Source organism: Streptomyces sp. LUP30 (assembly GCF_001746365.1).
GTDB lineage: Bacteria > Actinomycetota > Actinomycetes > Streptomycetales > Streptomycetaceae > Streptomyces.
Genome location: NZ_MJAJ01000045.1, coordinates 72011 through 96968, shown reverse-complemented (window position 1 = coordinate 96968; position 24958 = coordinate 72011). Strand labels below are relative to the sequence as shown.

21 protein-coding genes and 1 pseudogene are annotated in these 24958 nt (G+C 72.4%); 10 read left to right on the top strand and 12 right to left on the bottom strand.

Annotated elements, in window-relative coordinates:
• The first annotated feature begins 126 nt into the window (after positions 1-126).
• Entirely contained in the window at positions 127-726 is a 600-nt protein-coding gene (locus tag BG482_RS29965; protein WP_069772345.1) for a class I SAM-dependent methyltransferase, read from the top strand.
• Between the two features lie 97 nt (positions 727-823).
• Here BG482_RS29965 and BG482_RS29960 read toward each other — a convergent pair whose 3' ends face one another.
• The gene (locus tag BG482_RS29960) at positions 824-1720 is read right to left on the bottom strand and encodes an oxygenase MpaB family protein (RefSeq protein WP_069772302.1); all 897 of its coding nucleotides are present in this window, start codon (positions 1718-1720) and stop codon (positions 824-826) included.
• 95 nt (positions 1721-1815) lie between these two features.
• Here BG482_RS29960 and BG482_RS29955 point away from each other — a divergent pair, with 95 nt between their 5' ends.
• Both BG482_RS29955 and BG482_RS29950 read left to right on the top strand, forming a co-directional pair.
• Complete coding sequence (locus BG482_RS29955; RefSeq protein ID WP_069772344.1) at positions 1816-2145, top strand: hypothetical protein; 330 nt, start codon at positions 1816-1818, stop codon at positions 2143-2145.
• Between the two features lie 138 nt (positions 2146-2283).
• Positions 2284-3306, top strand: a complete 1023-nt coding sequence (locus tag BG482_RS29950; RefSeq protein WP_069772301.1) for a hypothetical protein — start codon at positions 2284-2286, stop codon at positions 3304-3306.
• 121 nt (positions 3307-3427) lie between these two features.
• Here BG482_RS29950 and BG482_RS29945 read toward each other — a convergent pair whose 3' ends face one another.
• Positions 3428-3610 (bottom strand): hypothetical protein, encoded by a 183-nt coding sequence (locus tag BG482_RS29945; protein WP_069772300.1) that lies wholly within the window; start codon positions 3608-3610, stop codon positions 3428-3430.
• Positions 3611-3868: 258 nt separating this feature from the next.
• Here BG482_RS29945 and BG482_RS29940 point away from each other — a divergent pair, with 258 nt between their 5' ends.
• Together BG482_RS29940 and BG482_RS29935 are read left to right on the top strand one after the other, a co-directional pair.
• A complete protein-coding gene (locus BG482_RS29940; protein ID WP_256096519.1) occupies positions 3869-6772 on the top strand; it encodes a DEAD/DEAH box helicase in 2904 nt (967 codons plus the stop codon).
• Positions 6769-8091, top strand: a complete 1323-nt coding sequence (locus BG482_RS29935) for an SWF or SNF family helicase (protein ID WP_069772299.1) — start codon at positions 6769-6771, stop codon at positions 8089-8091. The genes BG482_RS29940 and BG482_RS29935 overlap by 4 nt, the downstream gene beginning before the upstream one ends.
• Before the next feature lie 207 nt (positions 8092-8298).
• On the opposite strand, the gene BG482_RS29930 is transcribed toward BG482_RS29935, so the two are convergent.
• Both BG482_RS29930 and xylA read right to left on the bottom strand, forming a co-directional pair.
• The gene (locus BG482_RS29930; protein ID WP_069772298.1) at positions 8299-8772 is read right to left on the bottom strand and encodes a hypothetical protein; all 474 of its coding nucleotides are present in this window, start codon (positions 8770-8772) and stop codon (positions 8299-8301) included.
• A 235-nt stretch (positions 8773-9007) separates the two neighbouring features.
• Positions 9008-10174, bottom strand: coding sequence for a xylose isomerase (gene xylA, locus BG482_RS29925; protein ID WP_069772297.1), 1167 nt, complete (start codon positions 10172-10174; stop codon positions 9008-9010).
• 139 nt (positions 10175-10313) lie between these two features.
• Between xylA and xylB the strand changes: the two genes are divergently transcribed.
• From xylB to BG482_RS29905, 4 genes are all read left to right on the top strand, one after another.
• Positions 10314-11759, top strand: coding sequence for a xylulokinase (gene xylB, locus BG482_RS29920; protein WP_069772296.1), 1446 nt, complete (start codon positions 10314-10316; stop codon positions 11757-11759).
• Between the two features lie 70 nt (positions 11760-11829).
• Positions 11830-13038 carry an ROK family transcriptional regulator gene (locus BG482_RS29915; RefSeq protein WP_069772295.1) on the top strand — a complete coding sequence of 403 codons (1209 nt, stop codon included), beginning with the start codon at positions 11830-11832 and terminating at the stop codon, positions 13036-13038.
• A gap of 342 nt (positions 13039-13380) precedes the next feature.
• Positions 13381-14649, top strand: a complete 1269-nt coding sequence (locus tag BG482_RS29910; RefSeq protein ID WP_069772294.1) for a GAF domain-containing protein — start codon at positions 13381-13383, stop codon at positions 14647-14649.
• Between the two features lie 100 nt (positions 14650-14749).
• Positions 14750-16273 (top strand): aldehyde dehydrogenase family protein, encoded by a 1524-nt coding sequence (locus tag BG482_RS29905; RefSeq protein ID WP_069772293.1) that lies wholly within the window; start codon positions 14750-14752, stop codon positions 16271-16273.
• Positions 16274-16303: 30 nt separating this feature from the next.
• Here BG482_RS29905 and BG482_RS29900 read toward each other — a convergent pair whose 3' ends face one another.
• From BG482_RS29900 to BG482_RS29890, 4 genes are all read right to left on the bottom strand, one after another.
• Entirely contained in the window at positions 16304-16801 is a 498-nt protein-coding gene (locus BG482_RS29900; RefSeq protein ID WP_069772292.1) for a pyridoxamine 5'-phosphate oxidase family protein, read from the bottom strand.
• 717 nt (positions 16802-17518) lie between these two features.
• The gene (locus BG482_RS44180; protein WP_176741493.1) at positions 17519-17689 is read right to left on the bottom strand and encodes a hypothetical protein; all 171 of its coding nucleotides are present in this window, start codon (positions 17687-17689) and stop codon (positions 17519-17521) included.
• Complete coding sequence (locus tag BG482_RS29895; RefSeq protein WP_069772291.1) at positions 17686-19605, bottom strand: ABC transporter ATP-binding protein; 1920 nt, start codon at positions 19603-19605, stop codon at positions 17686-17688. Before BG482_RS29895 ends, BG482_RS44180 begins: the two co-directional genes overlap by 4 nt.
• Before the next feature lie 174 nt (positions 19606-19779).
• Positions 19780-20016 (bottom strand): hypothetical protein, encoded by a 237-nt coding sequence (locus BG482_RS29890; RefSeq protein WP_069772290.1) that lies wholly within the window; start codon positions 20014-20016, stop codon positions 19780-19782.
• A 437-nt stretch (positions 20017-20453) separates the two neighbouring features.
• Between BG482_RS29890 and BG482_RS29885 the strand changes: the two genes are divergently transcribed.
• The gene (locus BG482_RS29885) at positions 20454-22139 is read left to right on the top strand and encodes a ribonuclease J (protein WP_069772289.1); all 1686 of its coding nucleotides are present in this window, start codon (positions 20454-20456) and stop codon (positions 22137-22139) included.
• A 251-nt stretch (positions 22140-22390) separates the two neighbouring features.
• Here BG482_RS29885 and BG482_RS29880 read toward each other — a convergent pair whose 3' ends face one another.
• The 4 genes and pseudogenes from BG482_RS29880 to BG482_RS46245 all read right to left on the bottom strand — a co-directional run.
• Positions 22391-22705 carry an SCO5918 family protein gene (locus tag BG482_RS29880; RefSeq protein ID WP_069772288.1) on the bottom strand — a complete coding sequence of 105 codons (315 nt, stop codon included), beginning with the start codon at positions 22703-22705 and terminating at the stop codon, positions 22391-22393.
• Positions 22706-22755: 50 nt separating this feature from the next.
• Positions 22756-23160, bottom strand: coding sequence for a CBS domain-containing protein (locus tag BG482_RS44175; protein WP_069772287.1), 405 nt, complete (start codon positions 23158-23160; stop codon positions 22756-22758).
• Positions 23161-23207: 47 nt separating this feature from the next.
• A pseudogene (locus BG482_RS29870) lies at positions 23208-24108 on the bottom strand (helicase-related protein); the annotation flags it as partial.
• Position 24109: 1 nt separating this feature from the next.
• On the bottom strand, positions 24110-24870 hold a 761-nt coding region (locus BG482_RS46245), incomplete at its 3' end, for a DEAD/DEAH box helicase (RefSeq protein ID WP_141746671.1).
• Positions 24871-24958: the final 88 nt, after the last annotated feature.

Here is a 24958-nt window from a genome sequence, read left to right as displayed (position 1 = left end):
GAAGCACGAGGGGGGCGCATTTCGAAAGCTGCTGGAATATGACGGGGAAGTGGGACGGAACGATCGGGTCACGCTCGAACATGTGCACCGACGTATCACCCGTGCCGGTGAGGGATCATGCCGAACATGAGCGACGACCACACACACGTCCAGGAGTTCTTCACGGCGCGCGCCGCGGACTGGGACAGCCGGTTCCCCGACGACGGTCCCGCCTACGAAGCCGCGGCGGGCGAGCTCGGTCTGCGTCGAGGGGACCGCGTGCTGGACGCCGGCTGCGGCACCGGACGGGCCCTGACGCCGCTGCGTGCGGCCGTAGGGCCCTCGGGAACGGTCGTGGGGGTGGATCTGACCCCGGCCATGCTGGAGGCCGCCGTACGGGCCGGACGCGGCCGCGACGGGCGACTGGTGCTCGCCGACGTCGCCGCGCTTCCGCTGCGCTCCGCCTCGCTGGACGCCGTGTTCGCGGCGGGGCTCGTCGCACATCTGCCCCGCCCGGCGGACAACCTGCGCGAGTTGGCACGGGTGGTACGCCCCGGCGGCACGCTGGCGCTCTTCCACCCGATCGGCAGGGCGGCGCTCGCGGCTCGCCAGGGCCGGCGGATCACACCGGAGGACCTGCGGGCGGAACCCAACCTCGGCCCGCTGCTGGCCCGTTCGGGCTGGCGCATGACGTCGTACGTCGACGAGGACTCCCGGTTCCTCGCCCTGGCCCTCCGAGAGGGCTGACGGCTCAGGCCCGACGGACCCGTTCCGGCGCGGCGTTCTCACGATCGCGCGGGCCACGTCCCGGGGCGAGCTGCGCCGGCTGCGCGGAACGCTCGACTCACCGGTCGGCTGACTCGCCCCGCCGCCGCACGGGGCAGCCTGCGATCCCCGGCGTCGGGCGGGTGCCCAGCTCCTGCAGTCGGTAGCCGTTCGGGTAACCCTTGATCTCCCGGTTCTGCCGGGCGTGGTGGGGGGTGCGGCGCGGCGGCAGCAGCCGAACCGCTCGTCCACGCGCGCGTAGCGCTGCGCGCACCAGGGCACGGGTGACAGGGCCGGGCACGGGATAGCGGAAGGCCTCCAGAAGGGAGGCGTCGAGAAGGGCGAGCGTGGCGCGCCGCAGGACGGGAGCGAGCGGCCGCGGGTACCAGGAGGCCATCAGGGCGAGCGTGGCGTCCGAGACGCGTCGCGCATTCTCGTCCCAGGCGAAGTGGGCCTCTTCGTAGGCGTCGAGACAGGCCTCGAACTCCTCGTAGGTCTCGGGGATGTCCCTGATGCCCATGCGCTGCCCCAGAGTGCGGTAGTACACGCTGCAGGCGACGATCTCGTGGCGCGACAGCCTGCGCCATCCGTAGGCGTCGATCCATCGTTTGGGCATCACGACGAACGTGCACAGCACGTACCGCATGTCGTCGTTGCCGATGTCGTAGCTGCGGTGCATCCGGTTGATGCGGCGCACGGCCGTGCGCCCCTGCTCGCTGTCGAAACCGTGCTCGACGACGGCGTCGAGCAGGAGCGAGGTGTCGTCGTAGCGCTTCTGGGCGCGATCCGTGAGTTCCGCGGTCTCCGCGAGCAGACGCCCGATGGAGGGCACCGCGTAGGTGCGGTACAGGGCCAGTTCAAGGGCCCGGGTGACATCCCAGGGGAACTCGTAGGCCGCCGTGAGCCGGTAGATCTCGAACGCGTCCTCGTGCGGGTCCAGCCGCCGGATCCGTTCGAGTCGCTCGAAGCGCTTCACCGCTGCATCCCCTTCTGCCGCCGGACCGCCAACTCTAGGTTGGAAAGCAGAAGATGAACGTCCAGTCGCGGTCACCACCCTGGAAGGCGGTCGGCATGTTCGGCAGGATCCGCACGGCTTACGGGAGACTTCTCGGCGCGACGCGCACGCCGTCGCGTCCGGACGGGCCGACAGGCCCGGGCGGGAGGCCGAACCCCGCCGGCAAACGCGCGCCCAACCTCTTCGAAGCGGCCGCCGCCTACGTCTCGGCCTGCGCGGAGGACGACCAGGTCGGGATCGACGAGGCGGCGGGTTGGGTGTCGCCGGAGGCGCTGTCCTTCGGGGTCAACGAACTGGCCCGTCGCGCGGTCCTCGCCCTCGCACGAGAGCGCGACCAGCCGCCGCATGCCGTGGCCCGCGCGCTGCTCGGACTGCCGACGAGGTGACGCGTCCGACGGCCGGAGGTGGTCGTTTCGCCCCGTCCGACCGGAAAACTGCAGCTCCGGGGATGTCGGCCGCCGTGACAAGCGCCTTCCCCCCGCACTAGGGTGCGCGCCGTTGGACGAACCGATGGGGAGGCTGGGATGGCCGGGACGGACGAGGACGCCGTCGCCGCCGCGGACGACGCGCTCTATGTGCTCACGGCGGTGCTGTTGACGCCGGCGAAGTTCCCGAGTGCGTTGGGCGACGACTATCCGGAGGCCTGTGCGGCGCTCGGCCTCCCGCCGCTCGCCGACGGCTACGGCTTGGTGCTGGGCCAGGACGGCGAGGGCGCCCGCTGGACCGTCGTGATCGACGACGTGTCGCTGGTCGCCGTCGCCATCGCGTCGTGGGACTGCGGCATGGAGTACGACCTGTCGCCCGATGAGCGGACGGTGGTCGCGGCACTGCCCGGCTGGCCGCTGGCGGTCGCCGTCGCGGCTCCCGGTGTGCCCGCGCCGCACGACCCCGCCCCCGAGGTGACGGACGGGCCGGCCCTCTGCCCGCCCGACACGAGCACCTGGGGTCCGGCCCAGCGCCGGCTGGGGGCCGACGAGATCGCGCTCCAGTGGGCGCTGTGGCGGGAGCAGATCGACGACACCGAGTTCGCGCCCTCCCGGCAGAGCGGCGCCGGGACACACGCCGGCGGCGTCGGGGCGGACCGGGTGGGCCAGGAGGACACGGCCGACCAGGCACAGCGGGATCACGAGGCGGGCCGGACCGGCAGGTCCTCAGCGCCTGCCGAGGCCTCAGGCCCAGGCGGGAACGGCGGGAACGGCGTGATCCCTGGTTCCCCCGAGGCTGCGGGGACCGGTGAGGCTGCCGAAACACCAGGGGCCGGGAGGAACGCGCCGATGGGCCACAGCGGCATCCGGCGCGTGCTGGCCGAAGTACGCGCCTACGTGGACACCCCGCCTCCGCTCGGGCGGGTGCGCTCTTCGTTCGCTCCCGGCGAGGCCCGCACTCTGCGCGCCGACGGGCCCGGCTGGTCCCTGGTGGCCAGGACCGACGACATCGCGTTCGTCCTCCTCGACGACGAACCCGGCGAGGTGCTCCCCGTGGGCCGCGGCCCCGAACTGCCCGGGCTTCTGGAGGCGCTCGACAAGATGGCCGTACGACCTCTGTGAGGCTTCCAGCCCTCCCCTCATGGCCGCCGCGCGGGTAGTGCCAGGGGAAGAAGGCCGGGGCGACCGGTATGGCTCTGGAGGGCCGTACCGGTCGTTCCGCCCGAGCCGCGGCATCCGCGCCTCAGCGGCCGAGCTCCTTGCGGGTGACGCGGCGCAGTCTGCGCCGCTGGGACGGGTCCAGCGTGAGGTAGGCCGCCACCGGGACGCCCACCACGATCAACAGGGCCGCCCACCAGGGCAGCCAGATCAACAGGAGAAGCCCGACCGCCACACCCCCTGCGGCGATCTTCGCGTTCTTCGACATCTGCGTCGCCTCCTTCGCGGCCACTGCCGCTCTCTGCCATGAAAACGGGTCTGCGCCGCCCGCGGTTCCGACCTCGACCCTGAGACGTCCCTGAGGTACTCCCCCGAGACTCCCCTGAGAACCCCCTCTCGTCCCCGGTCCGCGCCCGAGGCCGGTCCGAGAGTGGTGCACGTTCCCGATGAGGTGCTGTAACCTCGGCGACCCCACACCCAGTAGTCAAATTTGAGGAGAGGCCTCATCTCCGCGCAGAGGGTTCCCGTGGAAGCACCGTCCGAGATCTCCGAACTGACCCGATGTCACGCCGTCTTCCTCCCCGGGGTTCCGGCCCGCACAGGCGGCGTCGCCTTCTGGCGCCCGGACGGCGAGGAGGCTCCTCCTGCCGTTCCGCCGGCGTCCGCCCACCGACTGCGCCTGGTCCGACCGCACGGCGCCGGCGTGGCCCTCGCGCAGGTGCCGGCCGTGCTGCTGTCGGTGCGGCACGCCCTTCCCGTCCTCACTCGCGCGCGTGTCGAACCCGACGCCCACCGGTCCACCGCCTTCTGGAGCGCGGCCGCCCTGCTGGCCCTGCGGTGCGCGGCACGCGGCCTGTTCCTGCCGGGCCTGTCCCCGGAGGACCACGACGCCTGGCGGATGGGGCCACTGAGCGCGCGGGACGTCGAGGAGGTACGCAGGCTGGCCGCTTCGATGCCGCCCGAGGCGCATGCCGTGCCGGTGGACGAGGCCGCACCGCTGCGGCTGCCCGATCCCGAACGCCTGCTGCGCGCCTTCTTGGACGCCGTCGCCGACACGCTTCCCCGCACACCGGCCGCGGAGCTCGTGACCGGCGGCCCCGCCTACGCCGCACGGCGGCCGCACCTCGTGCCGGAGTTGCGCGCGTGGGCGGCCGACGTCTCCGCGGCACACGACGCCGGCGTACGGATCTCCCTGCGGATCGAGGTCCCGGGGCTCGACCTGTCCGATGCGGACGGCATGGAGACGAGCGGGTCGCCGGAGGCCCCGACGCCGCCCGTCGGCGGTGGGCCGGCACCAGGGTTCCGGGCCGTGCCCCAGGTGCACAGCGTGGGCGATCCCGCGCTCGTCGCGGACGCCGCCGACATCTGGGGCGACCCCGGCGTCCTGCCCGGGGCGTTCGGTCCCCACGCGCGGAGGGAAGCCCTGCTCGCTCTGCGTCGCGCGGCCCGGGCCTGGCCGCCGCTCACCCCGTTGCTGTCCGCCACCGTCCCGGAGGCGGTCGATCTCCTCGACGAAGAGATCGCCGAACTCCTCGGGGAGGGCTCACGAGCCCTGGCGAACGCCGGCGTGGAGGTGCACTGGCCGAAGGAACTCGTCCGCACGCTGACCGCCCGCGCGGTCGTGGGGCCGCCACAGGAAGCGGCGGGATCCGATCGCGCCGGCTCGGACACGCCGTCCTTCCTGTCGGCGGACGCGCTGATGAGCTTCACCTGGTGGTTCGGGCTGGGCGACCGGCGGCTGTCACGCGCGGAACTGGACCGCCTGGCCGAGGCCGACCGGCCGCTGGTGCGGCTGCGCGACCGGTGGGTCCTGATCGACCCCGGTGAACTGCGCCGGGCCCGCGCACGGCAGGACCGCAAGACGACGCCCGTGGAGGCCCTGAGCGCGGCTCTGACGGGCTCGGCGGAGATCGACGGCGTGCGGTTCGACGTACAGCCCACCGGGTGGCTGGCGGCCCTGCGGGAGCGGTTGACGGGCCCCGAGGGGCACGAGCCGGTGGAGCAGCCCGCCGCGCTCGACGCCACCCTGCGCGACTACCAGCTGCGCGGCCTGACGTGGCTGGCCCGGACCACCGCCCTGGGGCTGGGCTGCTGTCTGGCGGACGACATGGGGCTCGGCAAGACCGTCACCCTGATCGCGCTGCACCTGCACCGGCAGACGGAAGCGTCCTCGGCGGGCCCCACACTCGTGGTCTGTCCGACCTCCCTGATGGGCAACTGGCAGCGCGAGATCGAGAGGTTCGCTCCGCACACGCCGGTACGTCGCGTCCATGGTTCCCGACGCGACCTGGAGGGCCTGGCCGGCGGGGAGTTCGTGCTCACCACGTACGGAACGCTGCGGCTGGACGCGGACCGGCTCGGCCGGACGGCGTGGGGGCTGGTCGTGGCGGACGAGGCACAACACGTCAAGAACCCCTGCTCGGCCACCGCGCGGGCGCTGCGCACGATCGGCGCACGCGCACGTGTGGCACTCACCGGCACCCCTGTGGAGAACAACCTGTCGGAGCTGTGGGCGATCCTGGACTGGACGACGCCAGGGCTGCTGGGCCGTCTGGGGGCCTTCCGTACGCGGTACGCGCGCCTGGTCGAGGGCGGGGGCGACCCGGTCGCGGCCGAGCGACTTGCCCGGCTCGTGGGGCCTTTCCTGCTGCGCCGTCGCAAGTCGGATCCCGGGATCGCCCCGGAACTGCCGCCCAAGACCGAGACGGATCATCCCGTGTTCCTCACCAAGGAGCAGGCGGGCCTGTACGAGGCCGTGGTGCGCGAGACGCTGGCGGCGATCGCCGAAGCCGACGACATGGCGCGACGCGGACTGATCGTGAAGCTGCTGACCGCGCTCAAACAGATCTGCAACCACCCCGCGCAGTACCTGAGGGAGGAGCGGCCGAGGACCGCCGGGCGCTCCGGGAAGCTGGAACTCCTGGACGAACTGCTCGACGCTCTCCTCTCCGAGGGCGCGAGTGTTCTCCTCTTCACGCAGTACGTGCGCCTGGCACGTCTGTTGGAACAGCACCTCGCAGCGCGGGGCGTGCCCACTCAGTTCCTGCACGGCGGGGTTCCCGTCGCCGAGCGCGAGTCCATGGTCCGGCGCTTCCAGGACGGTGAGGTACCCGTGTTCCTGCTGTCGCTCCGAGCGGCGGGCACCGGACTCAACCTCACGCGCGCGGAGCACGTCGTGCACTACGACCGGTGGTGGAACCCGGCCGTCGAGGCACAGGCCACGGACCGCGCGTACCGCATCGGCCAGACCCGGCCCGTGCAGGTGCACCGTCTGATCGCGGAGGGCACGATCGAGGATCGCATCGCCGACATGCTCCGCCGCAAGCAGGACCTCGCCGACGCCGTTCTCGGGGCCGGAGAGGCGGCGCTCACGGAACTGACGGACGTCGAGCTGGCCGATCTGGTGGAACTGCGAGGGGAAGCACGATGAGCGGGCACGGCGGCAGCGACGGTCACGACGGCGTCGGGGAACGGACCTTCGCGGCGTTGCCTCCCGCGCCGGGGAGGGGCTTCGCGCAGACCTGGTGGGGTCGGGCGTGGCTGTCCGCGCTGGAGGACGGCGCACTGGACGGAGCGCAGGTGAGAACGGGTCGCCGGCTGGCGCGCGCGGGCGCCGTGGGCGCGATGTCGGTGCGGCCGGGACGTGTGACGGCCGTCGTCCGGGATCGCGATCGCACGGCGCACCGCGCAGACGTGCTGCTCGACGTGCTTTCGGACGCGCAGTGGAACCGGTTCCTGCACCTGGCGGGCCGGCGATCAGGACACGTGGCCGCGCTGCTCGACCGTGAGATGCCGCCGCATCTGGTCGAGGACGCCGAGACGGCCGGCATCGACCTGCTCCCCGGGTTGGGCGACCTGGAGGCCGAGTGCGACTGCGGCACCTGGGATCACTGCGGTCATACCGCGGCTGTGTGCTACCAGATGGCGAGGCTGCTCGACCAGGACCCGTTCGTCCTGCTGCTGCTCAGAGGACGGCCCGAGGGCGTCTTGCTGAGCGAGCTCCAGGCGCGCGGCGTCGCCGCTGCGGCCGTGTCGGAGCCGGAGCGGGCGGACGGCGTGGACGCGGCGGAGGCCTTCGCGTCCGGGAGCATCCTGCCCCCGCTGCCCGCCGCACCCGGGCTTCCACCGGAGCCGGGCCTTCCCCCGTCGCTGGACGCGGATGCGCCGGTTCCGCCCGGGCTGGATCCGGCGGCACTGGAACTCCTGGCGGCGCGGACGGCAGTCGAGGCGCGCCTGATGCTGGCGGAGGCTCTGCGGGAGGACGCCGGACGGAGTGCGGCGGTCACGGGGCGGTTGACGCTCGCCCAGGACGCGGTGCGGCTTGCCGCGGGCCTCCTCGGCGGCCTCCACCCGACGGACGGACCCGCTGCGGTCGTGGCCGACCGGCTGGCCGCCGGGTCGGGGCGCGACCGGGAGCAACTGGCCCTGGCCGTGCGTGCCTGGGCGCAAGGGGGCACGGCGGCGCTGTCGGTCCTCGAGGAGGAGTGGACCGTCGAGGGCGAAATGCTCGCACGCGCGTGTGCCGCGCTCGACTCGGCCTGGGAGGAGGACGAGCGGCCCGTGCTGCACATGCGCGGGAACCGGTGGACGGTCGTGGGGGCGGCCTGTCAACTGCGGTTGGGGCAGGACGGCCGCTGGTGGCCGTACCGCGAGGAGGGCGGCCGCTGGGCGCCGGCGGGCGACGCGGCCCAGGACCCGGCGACGGCCCTGGCCACTGCGTGGCCCGACGGCGAGGAAGCGCTTTCCTAGGCTGTCCGCTTCTCGTCCTCGGCGGGGCGCCGGCCCGACGGGGCGGTCGCGCCGAGGGGGCGGCGGCCATGGCCGGAGCGCCGGCCGCCGCCGTGGTGGCCTCGGCCCTCATGGTCGTCCCCGAGGCGGCGCAGGCCCGGCTGGTCGACAGCGGCACCAAGACGACGGTCACGTACGTGCGGCTGCCGCGGGGGGGGGTGACGCCGGCTACGACGCAGGCTCCCCCAGCTGGGACAGCAGCGACTCCAGCCCGCTCGGCAACTCTGTCGGCAGTCCGCTCGGCAACTCGGTGGGCAGGGCGCTCGGCAGCCCGCTCGGCAACTGCGTGGGCAACCCGGTCGGGATGTGCGAGGGCAGTTCGCTGGGGAAGCCGCTGGGCAGTTCCACCGGGAGGCTGACCGAGGGTTTCGGAGACGTCGTGGCGCTGCCCTCGGGGCTCGGCGCGTCGTCCGAGGAGCCGTTGCGCGAAGCCATCAGCACGACGGCGAGCACGGCCCCGGCCACGACCAGCAGAGCCAGCACCACGATGAGTGGGTTCCTGCGCCTGCCGGGACGGCCGGGGTCCCCGGGATCGCCGGCGCCGACGGCGGCGTAGGGGGCGGTGGGCGGTCCGAAGCCGCCGGAAGGCGGCATGTCACCCGGCGGCACGGGCGGCTGAGGCGGTACGGGCGGTATGGCCATGCCGTCCAGCGTGACCGCGGGGCCGTACGGGACGCGACCCCCGCGCGCGAGTTGATACCGGTTCAGGTCACGGAGGACATGATTCCGGCGTATTGCGCGCGGAGGGTGCGTCGACCGCCGAACGAGAAGGTCCGGCGGCACGCGCGTGTGCGGCCCCCACCGGCACACGCGCGTGCCGCCCCCACCGCAGGACGTGCGCGTACGACCCGCACCGCACACGCGTGCGTGCGGTGGCTCAGCCCCGGGCGCCGAGGAGGTGGTCCATGGCGAGCTGGTCGAGCTGCTCGAAGGCCATGCCGCGGGCCGCGGCCGCCGCCGGGTCGAAGTCCTCGAAGGCGGTGCGGTCGGCGAGCAGACTCTGCAGCCCGTCGGCGGCGGTGGCCTGGGCCAGCTCGTCGAGACGCGAGGCACGCAGGGCCTCCTGGACCTCCGGGTCGCTGCGGAAGGCGGCCGCCCGCTCCTTGAGGATCAGGTAGTTGCGCATGCAGCCCTGGGCCGACGCCCACACGCCGTCGAGGTCCTCGGTGCGCGGCGGCTTGAAATCGAAGTGCTTCGGACCCGCGTATCCGGCGCTCTCCAGCAGGTCGACCAGCCAGAAGGCGGCACGCAGGTCGCCGGCGCCGAAGCGCAGGTCCTGGTCGTACTTGATGCCGGACTGGCCGTTGAGGTCGATGTGGAAGAGCTTGCCCGCCCACAACGCCTGGGCGATGCCGTGCGGGAAGTTCAGCCCGGCCATCTGCTCGTGGCCGACCTCGGGGTTGACGCCGTACAGCTCCGGGCGCTCCAGACGCTCGATGAAGGCCAGAGCGTGGCCGACCGTGGGCAGCAGGATGTCGCCGCGCGGCTCGTTGGGCTTGGGCTCGATGGCGAACTTCAGGTCGTAGCCCTGGGCGGTCACGTACTCGCCGAGGAGGTCGAAGGCCTCCTTCATGCGGTCGAGCGCCACGCGCACGTCCTTGGCGGCGCCGGACTCCGCGCCCTCACGGCCGCCCCAGGCCACGTAGATCTTCGCACCCAGCTCGGCGGCCAGGTCGATGTTGCGGATCGTCTTGCGCAGGGCGTAACGGCGTACGTCACGGTCGTTCGCGGTGAACGCGCCGTCCTTGAAGACGGGGTGCGTGAACAGGTTGGTCGTGGCCATGGGCACGGTCATGCCGGTGGTGTCCAGAGCCTGGCGGAAGCGCTTGATGTGCTCCTCGCGCTCGCTGTCGGAGGACCCGAAGGGGATCAGGTCGTCGTCGTGGAAGGTCACGCCGTAGGCGCCCAGCTCGGCCAGGCGCGTCACCGTCTCGACCGGGTCGAGGGCACGCCGCGTGGCGTCGCCGAACGGGTCCCTTCCCTGCCAGCCGACGGTCCACAGGCCGAAGGTGAACCTGTCGTCGGGGGTGGGCTGGTAGCTCATGCCGCGGCTCCTTGCTTGAAGACTCTCGTGCTGGCGGTGGCGAACTATTTCGTCATGGCCGTTTACAAATTAGTATGCGGACGCATCTCTGGGAAGACAGATCCCGCAGAGCCGCGGAAAAAACTTGAGGGAGAACCCGATGTCAGCAGCCGAGGGTCCGCTCGTCGTCGGCGTGGACACGTCCACCCAGTCCACCAAGGCGCTGGTCGTCGACGCGGCCACCGGCGAGGTCGTCGCGAGCGGCCAGGCGCCGCACACGGTGTCCTCCGGAGCCGGTCGCGAAAGCGACCCGCGCCAGTGGTGGGACGCCCTGCGCGAGGCGCTGCACCAGTGCGGCGACGCCGCGCACGAGGCGGCCGCGGTGTCCATCGGCGGGCAGCAGCACGGGCTGGTCACGCTGGACGGGCACGGACGGCCGGTGCGTCCGGCGCTGCTGTGGAACGACGTGCGGTCGGCCCCACAGGCCCGTCGGCTGACCGAGGAACTGGGCGGCGCGAAGTTCTGGGCGGAGCGCACCGGATCCGTGCCGACGGCCTCCTTCACGGTCACGAAGTGGGCGTGGCTGGCCGAGAACGAACCGGAGGCCCTGCGCGCCACGAAGTCGGTTCGCCTGCCCCACGACTACCTCACCGAGCGCCTGACGGGCGAGGGCACCACGGACCGCGGCGACGCCTCCGGCACCGGCTGGTGGGCCTCGGCCACCGAGGCCTACGACGAGGAGATCCTCGCCCACGTCGGGCTCTCCCCGGCGCTGCTGCCCCGTGTGGTGCGGCCCGGTGAGGTGGCCGGCACCGTACGCGACAGCCACGACCTGCCGTTCGCCAAGGGGACGCTGGTCGCCCCCGGCACCGGCGACAACGCGGCGGCGGCCCTGGGCCTCGGGCTGCGCCCCGGCACTCCGGTCCTGAGCCTGGGCACCTCGGGCACGGTGTACGCGGTGGCGAAACGCCGTCCCACCGACCCCACCGGCACGGTGGCCGGCTTCGCCGACGCCCATGGCGACTGGCTGCCGCTGGCCTGCACCCTGAACTGCACGCTCGCCGTCGACCGCGTCGCCGCCCTGCTCGGTCTGGACCGCGAGGCCGTGGAGCCCACCGCGCACCTCACCCTGCTGCCCTACCTGGACGGCGAACGCACCCCGAACCTGCCGAACGCCTCCGGCCTGCTGCACGGGCTGCGCCACGACACGACCGCCGGCCAGCTCCTCCAGGCCGCCTACGACGGCGCCGTGCACTCGCTGCTCGGCGCGCTCGATCTGGTCCTGGACGAGGACGCCGACCGCTCGGCGCCCCTGCTGCTGATCGGCGGCGGCGCCCGGGGCGACGCCTGGCAGCAGACCGTGCGTCGGCTGTCCGGACGCCCGGTCCAGGTGCCCGAGGCCAGGGAACTCGTCGCGCTGGGGGCCGCGGCGCAGGCGGCGGGCCTGCTGACCGGCGAGGATCCGGCCGCCGTCGCGCGCCGCTGGAACACCACGCGAGGTCCGGTCCTCGACGCCGTCGAGCGGGACGAGGCGACGCTGGCCAGGATCGCCGGGGTACTCTCCGACGCGGCCCCGCTGCTGGAACGGAGCACGGACGCCCGCTGAACTTCGGCGACGAACTCCGACGCCGAACACCAACGCCTGGACATCGACGAATCGACGAATCGACGGAGGCATGACCGCACCGCCGCACGAGGCCCGGCCGAACGGCCCGGGGCGCGCGCTGCCCGACACCCAGCAGGGCATGCGCCGCCGCAATCTGGCCAGGGTGATGCACGCCGTCAGCGCCGAGGGGCCGCTCTCGCGTGCGGGGGTCGCCTCACGCATCGGTCTGACGCGGGCGGCGGTCTCGACCCTCGTCGACGAGCTCATACGCACCGGACTGCTGGAGGAGCTGGGTCCCGAGCGACCCGGCCGGGTGGGGCGACCGGGATCGGCGCTGGCGGTGAGCGGGCACGGCCCGGCGGGCATCGGCGCCGAGGTCGGCGTCGACCACCTGGCGGTCTGCGCCGTCGACCTGCGCGGTGACGTGCGGGCGCGCGCCGAACGGCACGGCGCCAACCGGGGCCGCCCGCCCGGGCCGGTCGTCGAGGAACTGACCGGGCTCGTGCGCCGGGTCGTCGCCGACGCCGAGCGCGAGGGTCTGTGGCCGGCCGGGCTCGCCGTGGCCGTCCCCGGCCTCGTCGCCCGCGACGCCCGCACGGTGGTCCGCGCGCCGAACCTCGACTGGCAGGACGTCGACCTGGGCGCGCTGCTGCCCGACGAGTTCCCTTTGACGGTCGACAACGAGGCCAACTTCGGCGGGCTGGCCGAGCTCTGGCTCGGCGCGGACACCCCCGGGAACTTCCTGCACGTGTCCGCCGAGATCGGCATCGGCGCCGCGTTGGTCGTGGAAGGCAGCCTGCTGCGCGGCACCCGTGGCTTCGCGGGCGAACTGGGCCATGTGCCGGTGCATCCCGACGGGCCGGAGTGCGGGTGCGGCGGACGCGGGTGTCTGGAGCAGTACGCCGGTGAGGAGGCGGTGCTGCGGTCGGCCGGGCTGGAACCTGGCGAGGACCGCGTCGGACTTCTCGCGGGACGGGCCGCGGACGGCGATCCAGAGGTGCGACGCGCTCTGCGCGAGGCGGGAACAGCCCTCGGCATCGCTCTGACGGGGGCACTCAACCTGCTGGATCCGCAGGCCGTCGTGCTCGGCGGCGCCCTCGCGGGACTCGCGCCGTGGCTTCTGCCGGCGCTGGAGGCCGAACTCTCCCGGCGCACGGCGGGCCCCGCCTGTCCCGTCTCCGTGTCCCGGCTGGGCCCCGAGGGCCCTCTGCTGGGGGCCGCGCACTCGGTGGTGCGGTCCGTGCTGGACGACCCGGCGACCGTGGCGGCGCGGGCCTGAAAGTCGGGCCTGAGGACGGGGCCTGAGGGTGGGGCCCGACGCGTGTGCCATGGGCGTTCGTCCATGGGACCGCCCGATCGAGGACTGGGTCCGCATGCCTCGCCCGGATCGCCGAACGACCGGAACTCCTCGTTCGGGTGAGCGAGTTGTCCCCATGCGCGGGTTCATCCACGGATCTCGGCCGTGCCCGGCGGCCGCCGGGGCGGCACCGTAGCGTGATCGCACGGCGACGTTTCGGCTGAACGTCGTCCGGACGGTTGTCGGCCCGCCCACCCGGCATGACGATGTCCCCCTCGCATCCTGAGACCCGCCCTCAGCCGCAACGCCTTCCGGGAGGACCAGTTGACCGATCCCTGGGTGGCCCTGGAACCCGGGGCCGACCCCGCCGAGCGAGTTCGGCTCCTGCGCCGGGCACATGAGACGTTCACCGAGGCCGGCACCGTACCCCGGCCGGTGCGGGCCGTCGTGGCCGACTCGTGGCGGCGTTCCGCGCGGGCAGGCGTCGGCCCGGACGGCGCCGCGAGCGTCGAGTTGGACGACGGTGAGCTCGGCGCCTACCGGTGCGAGCACCCGCTCGCGCGAGTGATGCCGCTGTTCCGCGAGTTGATGGGCACGTTCGCCTCCGACGGCGAACATCTGCTGGCGGTGTGCGACGCGCGCGGCAGGCTGCTGTGGGTGGAGGGGCATGCGGCGACCCGGCGGCAGGCGGGGCGGATGAACTTCGTGCCCGGCGCGCGCTGGGCGGAGAGCGCGGTGGGAACGAACGCGCCGGGCACCGCGGTCGCCCTGGACCGGCCGGTGCAGGTGTTCGCGGCCGAACATTTCATACGGCGGGTGCAGCCGTGGACCTGTGCGGCCGCCCCGGTGCACGATCCGCGGACCGGGCGGGTGCTGGGCGCCGTGGACATCACGGGCGGGGACGGGCTGGCGCACCCGCACAGCCTGGGATTCGTGCAGGCGGTCGCCCGCGCCGCGGAGGCCCACCTGGCACTGCTCGCCCCCGTGCGGCCCGCCGCCGAGACACCGCGGCTGACCGTGCTGGGCCGGGACGAGGCACACGTGGTCACCGGCGGACGGGGCATCAGGCTGAGCCGTCGGCACAGCGAGATCCTGTTGCTGCTGGCCCGTCATCCCGAAGGCCTGACGGGCGATGAACTGCTGTGCGCGCTGTACGAGGACGAGTCGGTGACGCCGGTGACGCTACGGGCCGAAGTGGCCCGGCTGCGCGGGGTGCTGGGTCCCGCATTGCTGGCCTCGCGGCCCTACCGGCTCACCGCCGCCTTCGAGTCCGACCTGGACGTCGTCGAACGACGGCTGGCCGCCGGCGCGGTGACGGGGGCGCTGACGGCGTACGCCGGGCCGCCGCTGCCGGGGTCCCGGGCTCCTGCGGTGACACGGCTCAGACGGCGTCTCGCCGACGGGCTGCGCGCCGCGCTGATCGCCCGCGGCGACCCCGACCTGCTGGCGGACTGGGCGCACGCACCGTGGGGCGAGGACGACCTCGACGTGTGGCGGGCTCTGGCGGCGGCCCGTCCGACCGCCGCGACGCGAACCCGCCTCGCGTCGCTGGAGCGCGAACTGACGGCGCCGGGCGCGTGGCCGCGTCCGTGAGCGTCGCCGACGCCGCAACGTGACCGCAACGTCCCCTTCCCTATCGTCGCCCGCAGAGCTGTCCGAGGGCGGGCAGCGCTGCTGAAGGAGGCTGACCAGGATGACCCGTTACGCGGCGCCCGGAAGCGAGGGCGCGATCGTCTCCTACCAGGCGCGCTACGACCACTACATCGGCGGGGAGTACGTGCCCCCGGCTCGCGGGCGGTGCTTCGAGAACCCCTCGCCGGTGAACGGGGAGACGTTCACGGAGGTGGCGCGCGGCACGGCGGAGGACGTGGAGCGGGCGCTCGACGCGGCGCACGCGGCCGCGCCGGCCTGGGGCCGCACCTCGGCGACCGAGCGTTCCGACATCCTGCTGAAGATCGCCGACCGTATGGAAGCGCACCTGGAGCCGCTGGCGGTCGCGGAGAGCTGGGAGAACGGCAAGCCGGTGCGCGAGACGCTGGCGGCTGACATCCCGCTGGCCATCGACCACTTCCGCTACTTCGCCGGCGCGGTCCGCGCCCAGGAGGGCTCCCTGAGCGAGGTCGACGACGACACCGTGGCGTACCACTTCCACGAACCCCTCGGGGTCGTCGCGCAGATCATTCCGTGGAACTTCCCGATCCTGATGGCCACATGGAAACTCGCTCCGGCTCTCGCCGCGGGCAACGCCGTGGTGATCAAGCCCGCCGAGCAGACGCCGGTCTCGCTGCACTACTGGATGAGCCTGGTCGCGGACCTGCTGCCGCCCGGTGTGGTGAACATCGTCAACGGTTTCGGCCCGGAGGCGGGCAAACCGCTCGCGTCCAGCCCGCGGGTGGCGAAGGTCGCCTTCACGGGCGAGACGTCCACAGGCCGCCTGATCATGCAGTACGCCGCCGAGAACCTGAAGCCCGTCACGCTGGAACTGGGCGGCAAGTCGCCGAACATCTTCTTCGACGACGTGTGGGACAAGGACGACGATCTGCGGGACAAGGCCCTTGAGGGCTTCACCATGTTCGCGCTCAACCAGGGCGAGGTGTGCACCTGCCCGTCGCGCGGCCTGATCCAGCGCGGCAACTACGGCGACTTCCTTCAGGCAGCCGTGGCCCGCACCGAACTCATCAAGCCGGGCCACCCCCTCGACACGGACACGATGATCGGCGCTCAGGCGTCGGGGGAACAGCTCGCGAAGATCCTCTCGTACATCGACATCGGCCGGCAGGAGGGCGCCAAGGTCCTCACCGGGGGCGAACGCGCCGAGTACGAGGGCGAGTTGAAGGGAGGCTACTACGTACAGCCGACGATCTTCGAAGGGGACAACCGCATGCGGGTCTTCCAGGAGGAGATCTTCGGCCCGGTGGTGTCGGTGGCCTCGTTCGACGACTTCGACGACGCCATCAAGATCGCCAACGACACCTCGTACGGCCTGGGCGCCGGCGTGTGGACGCGCGACATCAACACGGCGTACCGCGCCGGTCGGGCGATACAGGCCGGCCGGGTGTGGACGAACTGCTACCACGCCTACCCGGCGCACGCGGCGTTCGGTGGCTACAAGCAGTCCGGGATCGGACGCGAGACGCACAAGATGATGCTGGAGCACTACCAGCAGACGAAGAACATCCTGTGTTCGTACAGCCCCAAGAAGCTCGGGTTCTTCTAGAGCCTCGAGTCAGGTGCGCGGAGGGAGATCTCATGCCTGCAGGCGCTCGGCCCGTTGCCGGATCAGCTCCTCGACCGCGGTGGGCAGGGTGGTCTCGAAGTCGATGAGTTTGGCCCAGGTCGGGGTGACGACGATCCGGACCATGCCGTCGTACAGCGAGCGGACCTCCGCCTCCCACTCGACGCGCTGCTCGGGCGTCATGTCGTAGCTGCCGTTCATCTGGAGATACTCGTCCGGGATGCCGTCGACGACGTCGAGCTCGGCCCGCCCGCGGATGAGCAGGATCTTCGGCGGGTGGACCTCCGTGTCGATGGTCAGGGCGACCATCGGGTTCTTGCGCAGTGCCGGCAGTTTCGGGGCGTTCTTCGTGGTGCACATGACGATCTCCGAGCCGTTCCAGGTGAACGCGATCGGGATACAGCGCGGAGTGCCGTCCTTGGCGACGTAGGCCAGGCGGGTCAGGTCGCGTGCCAGCAGCTGCTGGCTGATCGGTCGGTTCAGGATCTCGGTGATCTCGGTCGCTTCCACGGTGGTCGCTCCTTCGTCGGCGTCGCCGAGCGGCAGGTCCGAGGCCGCTCGTGCCCCTGGGACGGAGCCGCCCGGACGTTCTCGACATCGGGGGCGCACGAATTCTCACTCCCGCCACCGAGCCGCGCGTGGCCCCCCTTCCGGCCGCCAATCCGTCGGCCGCCCTGCCCAGCGTCACCCTGGCTCGGTTCGCGGGCCACCCCGTGGTCGCCGTGCCCTGGAAGGCACCGCGGGTGTGGGGGTCCCTGCGGGGCACCGGCCCCGAACAGCGTGTGCGTGCCGGGCGCCAGGGCCAGGTCCGGCAGCGCGAGCCATTGGCGCCTCTTGGGCTCCACCCCCGTGTCCGTCCAGCCCTCGACCCGTGGCGGAGCGTCGATGCCCCGGTACCGGCCGGTGGGCGTGCGGCGCAGCCAGGCTCCCAGTACGAGGCCCCCGGAGCCGCCGGGCGCCACCGGCTGTATCACTGCGGAGTGGGCGGCTCTGGGCGGGTAGGCGGCGCGTTGCCACCGGTGGCCGTCCCAGCGCAGGAAGAAGTACTCGAAGGGAGGGTCTGCCGATGTCTCGTCCTCCAGGATCCAGGCGTGTTCCCCGAGCGCCCGGACGTCGTCCGCGGCCAGGGCCCGGACGTAGCCGAGCGTGCTGGTCTCGCCGGGCAGCACGCCGCTACGGGTGAAGCGGGTGCTCGGGCAGCCGCGTCCGCCGCCAGCTGTGCCCGTCCTAGTGCATCGCCGCGATCTGGTTCGAGGGCTCCGGAGGGATCCGCGTGCCCACGGCCCAGACGTCGTCCGAGGATGAGGCGTCGAGAGCACCGACCCGGACCGGCGGCGCGGTGCACCCGGCCGCGGCTCGCAGCCGCAGCCGCAGGGGAATCGTGACGGTGGGGGTCATGTGGATCCGCTGCTCGTACGGGCGTGCGACGACGTCCTTCGGTCCCCGCCGGGCGTCGGGTCGGCCGCTCCGGGCAGCCCGCCGGAAGCGGCTCCCGGGCCGGAGCGTCCGGCCGACGACGGGGTGCTCTCCCCGAGGAATCCGCCCGACTGGTGCTGCCACAGCTTGGCGTAGGCGCCGTTCGCCACGAGCAGCTCCTCGTGGGTGCCCTGCTCGACGACTCGTCCGCGGTCGAGGACGACGAGACGGTCCATCCCGGCGACGGTGCTCAGCCGGTGGGCGACCACGAGGGCCGTACGCCCGTCCATCAACCGCCACAGGGCGTCCTGGACGAGGAGTTCGCTCTCCGAGTCCAGCGCGCTGGTCGCCTCGTCGAGCAGCAGGATCGGGGCGTCGCGCAGGATGGCCCTGGCGAGAGCGACGCGCTGGCGCTGGCCGCCCGAGAGTTTCACTCCGCGTTCCCCCACCAGAGTGCCGAAGCCGTCGGGGAGCTGGTCGGCGAACTCCGTGACGTGCGCGGCGGCGGCCGCGGCGTGGATCTCCCCGTCGGTGGCGCCGGGCCGGGCGAACGCGATGTTGTCGCGCAGGCTGCGGTGGAACATGGCGGGTTCCTGCGGAACGTAGGCGATCAGTGAGCGCAGGTCGGTCTGGCGCAGTCGGCTGATGTCCTGGCCGCCGATCAGGATGCGTCCGTCATCGATGTCCGACATCCGCAGCAGAAGCCGGGTGAGCGTGGTCTTGCCGCCGCCGGACCTGCCGACCAGACCGATCCGCGCGCCTGCGGGCACGTCCAGGTCGAGTCCCCGGAAAATCGGCTTCGCGCCCGCGTGGGCGAAGGTCACGGCGTCGAAGCGGATGCCGGTGTCCCGCGGTGCGAGCGGTTCGGGTTCGCCCGGGTCGAGCACGGTGGGCGGATCCAGCAGCAGCTCGGTGAACTGCGCCGCCTCGGTCATGGAGCTTTCCAGACGCCGGTAGATCTGGTTGAACTCGAACATGATCTGGGTGGCGTTCGAGTAGTAGGTGAATGCGACGACGACCTCCTCCACTCCCTGGCCCGGACCGCCGAAGACGATGGCGACCATCAGTCCCAGCACGTTGGTCAGCACGGACATGGGGGCGATCAGGGTGTCGACGCGCAGATTGCCGTAGTCCCACGAGGTGAGCGTCAGACGCCGGGAGTCCGCGACACGGTTGCGGTGTTCGTCGGCCTCCCGTCCCTCGGCGGCGAACGCCCGGATGGTCTCCATGTTCACGAGACTGTCGGCGACGTGCCCGGAGACCCGGGCGATCGCCGCCTCGCGGTCGTTGACGAGCCTCTGCCGACGACGGATCAGGGGTGTCGCGGCCGCCACGGTCAGCGTGATCATCACCAGCAGGCCGGCGACGAGCATCGGTGCGTAGCTCCACAGCACCACGGCACCGAACACCAGGGGGACGAGACTGCCCACGATCCGGTACGTCACCGTGTCGACGAAGTCCTCGAAGCGCTTGCCGAAGCTCAGCACCCGCTTGGTCAGGGAGCCGGCGAAGTTGTCGTGGAAGAACGACGCGTCCTTGGCGAGGAGTTCGTCCATGCCGCTCACGTAGAGGTGTTCCATGCCGAGGGCGTCCACCCGGTTCAGGCAGTGCTGCCCGACCCTCCACACGGCCTCGGCGAGCAGGAGCGTCACGCCGAAGCCCAGCACGTACGGCAGCGCCGAGGCGAGGGTGAGACCGCCCTCGTCGGCGGCCTGTCCCGCCAGTTTGGCGATCAGCAGGGGGGCGACGTAGCGGGTGCCGATGTTGCCCAGGGCCGGCAGCAGCAGTGCGGGCAGGGCCAGCCGTCGCAGTCGCAGCAGTTCCCGGCCGTAGTGGCGCAGCGCCAGAACCACCGCGCTCCTGCCCGGCGTCGGCCCTCGGGTGTCTGTCGTCCCCATCACACTCCCGGAAATCAGGAAGTCGGAAGTGTCCCGTCATGGGCGGTCCCCGGTCCAGGCATTTACCGCGGACCGTCGAGAACCGGACACCACGCGTGCACGGCAGGCGGCGGACGCGTCCCGTGGCGAGCTGCGGTGGTCCGCGTCGCCGTCCTCACGGAGACGGCGGAGACGTCACGCGCGAAGGTTCAATCGCTGGACGGCGAACAGCTCCAGGTGCGCGCAGTTCGGGCAGCGGAAGGCGTCGATCTGCCATTGCGGCAGGCCCCGCGTCTTGGCTATGCCCATGACGCCCCGCTCGATGAGGCCGCCGAACCATCGCGCGTACCCGCGGGCTCCGCTGCCGCTGTCACTGACGAAACCCTGCTCAAGCCCGATCTGACCGCATTGGGTGCACCGCATGGTGTTCATCGGGGGAGTGTAGGCGGGGGTGGAGCGGGGGTGGACCCCGGCCCGCGCGGATGTCGCGCCGCCGATGCCGGGGTCGGGCGCGTGCCCGGACGTTGGCCGGATCCAGGTCGGGCCGGTCGCCGGATCCCGGATCCCGGATCCCGGCGTTGACCATGACGCACGTCCGGGCCGAGCGACGGATCGTCCCGGCGGCCGCCTCCACGGTCTCCTTGCTCCACCACGACTGCCGAAGCGCGGCCCGCACGGTGGTGACCTGATCGTTCGTCGATGTGCGGACATACACGCACAGAGCGACCCGAACCGGTCGCGGCCGTCCGCCTGTTGGCCCTCGGCGGCCGTGCGCGCGGGCCGGAATTCTCGGCGGCGGGCCGACGGCCGGGGTCACGGAAGGTGGGGCAATGGATCAGTCCGTCCCGCACTCCGGGTAACGTCAGGGTATGAGTCATCCGCACCCCGAACTGAAAGCCGCCCCTCCCCTTCCCGAAGGAGGGCTGCGAGTCATCGCCCTGGGCGGCCTGGGTGAGATCGGCCGCAACATGACCGTCTTCGAGCACGCCGGCAAACTGCTCATCGTCGACTGCGGTGTGCTGTTCCCCGAGGAGACCCAGCCCGGCGTGGACGTGATCCTGCCGGACTTCACCTCGATCCGGGACCGGCTGGACGACATCGTGGGCATCGTCCTCACCCATGGCCACGAGGACCACATCGGCGGCGTGCCGTATCTGCTGCGCGAGCGGCGCGACATCCCCGTCATCGGTTCCAAGCTGACGTTGGCGTTCCTGGAGGCCAAGCTCAAGGAACACGGCATCCGGCCGCGCACCGTACGGGTGCGGGAGGGCGACCGGCGTCGCCTCGGCCCCTTCGACTGCGAGTTCGTGGCGGTCAACCACTCCATCCCGGACAGCCTCGCGGTCGCGATCCGCACCGGCGCCGGGATGGTGCTGCACACCGGCGACTTCAAGATGGACCAGTTCCCCCTCGACGACCGCATCACCGATCTGCGCGCCTTCGCCCGCCTCGGCGAGGAGGGCGTGGATCTGTTCCTCACCGACTCCACCAACGCCGAGGTGCCCGGCTTCACCACCTCCGAGCGTGAGCTGAACCCGGCGATCGAGCAGGTGATGCGCACCGCGCCGCGCCGGGTCATCGTCTCCAGCTTCGCCAGCCATGTGCACCGCATCCAGCAGGTCCTGGACGCCGCCCACCAGCACGGCCGCAAGGTCGCCTTCGTCGGGCGGTCGATGGTCCGCAACATGGGCATCGCCCGTGACCTGGGTTATCTCAAGGTCCCGTCCGGCCTGGTCGTGAGCACCAAGGAGCTGGAGAAGCTCCCGGACCACAAGATCACTCTGGTGTGCACCGGCTCCCAGGGCGAACCGATGGCCGCGCTGTCGCGGATGGCCAACCGCGACCACGTCATCCGCATCGGCAAGGGCGACACCGTCCTGCTCGCCAGCTCGCTCATCCCCGGCAACGAGAACGCCATCTACCGGGTGATCAACGGACTGACCCGGTGGGGCGCCCACGTCGTCCACAAGGGCAACGCGAAGGTGCACGTCTCCGGGCACGCCAGCGCCGGCGAACTCGTCTACTGCTACAACATCGTCAAGCCCCGCAACGTCATGCCCGTGCACGGCGAATGGCGCCATCTGCGGGCCAACGGCGATCTCGCCATCCGTACCGGTGTCGCCCCCGACCGGGTCGTCATCGCCGAGGACGGCGTCGTCGTCGACCTCGTGGACGGGCGCGCGTCCATCACCGGCAAGGTCCCGGCCGGCAACGTCTATGTGGACGGCATGGAAGTCGGCGGCGCCACCGAGGCGTCCCTGAAGGACCGCCTCACCCTCGCCGCCGAAGGCGTGGTCACGGTGGTGGCGATCGTCGACGCGGACACCGGCGCCCTCGCCGAAGCCCCCGACTTCCTCGCCCGGGGCTTCGTCCACGACGACAGCACCTTCGAGCCGGTCATCCCCGTCATCGAGAAGACCCTCGCCACCGCGGCGGAGGAAGGCGTCGGGGACGCGCGCCAGCTCGAGCAGCTCGTCGCCCGCGCCGTGGCGAACTGGGCCTTCCGCACCCACCGCCGCAGGCCGCTCATCATCCCCGTCATCATCGACGCCTGAGCCGCGGCCCGCAGCACTCCCCCGGTTCCGTTCCCGGTTCCGGGGGGGGGCGCGGTCGGCCGGGCAGTGCGATGACCTCGGCGGGGCCCCTGACGGCGGGGACCGCGGTGCCCCAGGACGCAGCGACCGTCGTGTCTGGGCGGGGCGGACGATCCCGGGCGTCGCCTCCGGTTCGCCGACGGACCGGGAGGAGCCCGAACGCCGTCGCGGTCACGGGCGTTCGGGCTCTCGGCTCGTGCCCGGCTCCGCGGTCAGGCCGTGACGGGAGCGCCGAGCATCGCGGAGGCCCGCTGCAGCGAGCTGAGGATGCCCGCCGGCGCGGGCGCGGCCTCGGGGAGGGTGCGGCAGGTGAAGCCGAGCTGGGCCATGGCCCGGGAGACCTCGGCGGCGCTGAAGTCCCGGCGGTCCTGGCGGGTGATGATCTGGCCGACCTGCTTGACGGGGTAATGGCGGCGGCCGATGGTCACGGATTCACCGGTGACCGGTTCGGGCTTGACGCCCTTCATCGATTCGAGCACGCCGCCCTTGGTGAGCTCGAAGGGGAAGCGGGCGATGACGCAGCGCATGTGGCCTCACAAGGGAGAAGGGAAGAGGGGTCCGACCGGGCGCGATGCGTTCAGCGGGCGGGAGCGGGGGCGCCCGGGGCGCTGTCCCGCTCGTAGGCCGCCGACGGGGCGTCGAACCGACGGATGCGCATCGCTCGCGCGGCTTCGGCCGTCGTGGTCAGGGGGAGGGCGAACGATCCGTGGTCGCCCAGGACGTCGCGCAGGCGGACACGGTCCGTGTAGGCGGAGCCGTCGCGGACGGCGGCGAGGACGGTCCTGGTGACCAGGCCGGTGGGGTGGCCGTCCTGGTCGCAGACGACCAGCCGGCCGGTGCGGGCGGCGGCCATCACGGCCAGTGCCACCTCGACGCTCATGTCGTCACAGACCTGCGGCCCGGCCGCGTCCATGACGTCCTGCGCCGTCCTGTGGACGAGGTCGGCGTCCGGCGGGTGGTACTGCGCCTGAACCGGCGTCACGAGGTGCCTCCTGCGAAGAGTGGGTCGGCTTCCTGGACACGAGGGTTCTAGGCCACCGCGTCGAGACCGGACGGACGCACGGGGGCCCGCCGGCTCGTCGAGGAGGGGCGGCGGCGACCCCGGGAGGAAGGGCCGCGCCGGGGGCGGTCGGCGACCGGAGCGGTGATGACGACCGGGACGCCGGACGGCGCCTGAGCGCCGGTGATCCGGTTCAGGGCCTCGTCGCCCGCGCGGACCTGGGTGGTCTGCGGCCTGATCCCCGCGTTCGACATGAGGCGCATCATGCCGCGACGCTGGTTCGGCGTGACGAGGGTGACGACGCTGCCGGACTCGCCGGCGCGGGCGGTACGGCCGCCCCGGTGCAGATAGTCCTTGTGGTCGGTCGGCGGATCCACGTTGACCACCAGGTCGAGGTTGTCGACGTGGATGCCGCGCGCGGCGACGTTGGTCGCCACCAGCACGGTGACGTGCCCGGTCTTGAACTGGGCGAGGGTGCGGGTGCGCTGCGGCTGCGACTTGCCGCCGTGCAGCGCGGCGGCCCTTACCCCGCTGTTCAGCAGGTCCTGGGTCAGCCGGTCGACGGCGTGCTTGGTGTCCAGGAACATGAGCACCCGGCCTTCGCGCGCCGCGATCTCGGTCGTGGCGGCGTGCTTGTCGGCGCCGTGGACGTGCAGCACGTGGTGCTCCATCGTGGTGACGGCGCCCGCCGAGGGGTCGACGGAGTGGACCACCGGGTCGCTGAGGTAGCGGCGCACCAGCAGGTCGACGTTGCGGTCCAGGGTGGCGGAGAACAGCATCCGCTGCCCCTCGGGGCGCACCTGGTCGAGCAGCGCGGTGACCTGGGGCATGAAGCCCATGTCGGCCATCTGGTCGGCCTCGTCCAGGACGGTGACGGCGACGTCGTCCAGCACGCAGTCGCCGCGGTCGATGAGGTCCTTGAGCCGCCCGNGAGTGGACCACCGGGTCGCTGAGGTAGCGGCGCACCAGCAGGTCGACGTTGCGGTCCAGGGTGGCGGAGAACAGCATCCGCTGCCCCTCGGGGCGCACCTGGTCGAGCAGCGCGGTGACCTGGGGCATGAAGCCCATGTCGGCCATCTGGTCGGCCTCGTCCAGGACGGTGACGGCGACGTCGTCCAGCACGCAGTCGCCGCGGTCGATGAGGTCCTTGAGCCGCCCGGGCGTCGCGACGACGATCTCGCTGCCGGTGCGCAGCGCGCCTGCCTGGCGGCCGAGGGGCATGCCGCCCACGACGGTGGCCAGGCGCAGCGTGAGGGTGCGGGCGTACGGCGTGAGCGCGTCGGTCACCTGCTGTGCCAGCTCGCGTGTCGGGACGAGGATCAGCCCCAGCGGCCGGCGGGACTCGGCACGCCGGCCGGCGGTGCGGGCGAGCAGGGCGAGCCCGAAGGCGAGGGTCTTGCCGGAGCCGGTGCGCCCGCGGCCCAGGACGTCCCGGCCCGCGAGGGAGTTCGGCAACGTCGCTCCCTGGATGGGGAACGGCGCGGTCACGCCCTGCCGGCCGAGTTCGGCCAAAAGCTGCTCGGGCATGTCGAGTTCGGCGAACGCCTCGACGGCGGGCAGCGCGGGGGTGATCGTCCTGGGCAGTGCGAACTCGCCCTGCACCGCGACGGGCCGGCGCCCGTGACCGCCGGAACGGACAGGACCACCCGAACGGGCACGGGTGGGGCGGTCGTTCGTCTGCGTGCGGTTCATGCGGAACCTTCCTCGATGTGGCGCATATCAAGGAATTCCCGCAGCGATGAGCGGCATGGAGAATTACGAGTATGGACCGATGACGGAA